Origin of the sequence: Novosphingobium sp. B-7 (assembly GCF_000410615.1) — a bacterium.
GTDB classification, from domain to species: Bacteria; Pseudomonadota; Alphaproteobacteria; order Sphingomonadales; family Sphingomonadaceae; genus Novosphingobium; species Novosphingobium capsulatum.
The window spans coordinates 1-1,082 of sequence record NZ_APCQ01000010.1 but is presented as its reverse complement, the minus strand read 5'-3'; the positions used below and the strand labels follow the sequence as shown (position 1 = coordinate 1,082).

Below are 1,082 nucleotides of genomic sequence, written 5' to 3'. Positions count from 1 at the left end.
GCCGGGCGGCTGGGCGCAGCAGGCTTCTCCACCGGCCGGCCCAGGCGGGCGGCGGCGGCGTGGGGGTGAAGCAGCGCGGGGCCGCAACCCTCCAGCGTGAGCAGCGCGCCACAGGCCACACCAGCCAAGACGAGACGCCTCATCGAAACCTGCATCATCACCATCCCGACCAAGAACCACGCGTCAGGCGGAAAGCCCCTGTTCCCGCGCGCATGCTCTTATCCTGCCGGATCGGCGCAGAATATCCCCCTGATGCAATTTTTCAATGTGTGGCGAAGGCTTGCGCCGCCCGGGTTGGGCCAGTGCCGGCTCAGGCCGCCAGCCCGGCATAGCGATCGAGCTTGGCCAACGGCTCTTCCGGCCAGCGCGAGAGCAGGACCAGCCGCTTGTGCCCGTGGCCGATCGCCAGTTCGTCAGTCACGCCCATGCCGCCATGGAACTGGATCATGTCGTGCCCCAGGCTGAGCGACACATCGCTGATAAAGGCGCGGGCGCCGGCCACGGCCTGGGCGAAATCACGCTCTGCCCCGCCGACCAGCGCCAGGTTGAGCAGCGCGCGCGATTGCTCGAGCGCGCAATAGTGCGCCACCATGCGGTGCTGGATCGCCTGGAAGCGGCCCAGCGGCGTGTTGAACTGGCTGCGCGTGCGCAGGTATTCCAGCGTCTCGTCAAAAATCCGCTGCATCCCCCCCCCCGCCTCTGCCGCGCGGGCCAGATCGGCCAGCGGCATGATCTGGTCGAGCAGATCCAGCCCGCCCGCCAGGCGATGCGACGCTGGCACTACCACGTTATCGAGCGTCAGGTGCACCGCCACGCTGCCGTCGATCAAGCGCCAGGGGGTGATCGTCAGGCCCGGCGCATCGGCGGACACGAGGTAGAACGCGATGCCATCGGCGCCAGTGCCGCCATCATTGGCGCGCGCGCTCACCAGAAACGCGTCGGCGCCCTGCCCGGCTGGCACGCAGTGCTTCACGCCAGTCAGACGCACGCCCTCTGCCCCTGCCTGGCTGCGGGTTTCCACCCAGGCGCGGTTGCCGCGCTGCCCCGGCTCGGCATGGGCCAGGGCCACGCGCTGCGCCCCG

General features: G+C 69.7%; 1 protein-coding gene. It reads right to left on the bottom strand.

What is annotated here, in order from left to right:
* Positions 1 to 310 precede the first annotated feature (310 nt).
* Positions 311 to 1,082, bottom strand: a 772-nt coding sequence (locus H926_RS24800; RefSeq protein ID WP_022674474.1) for an acyl-CoA dehydrogenase, incomplete at its 5' end; no start/stop codon positions are given.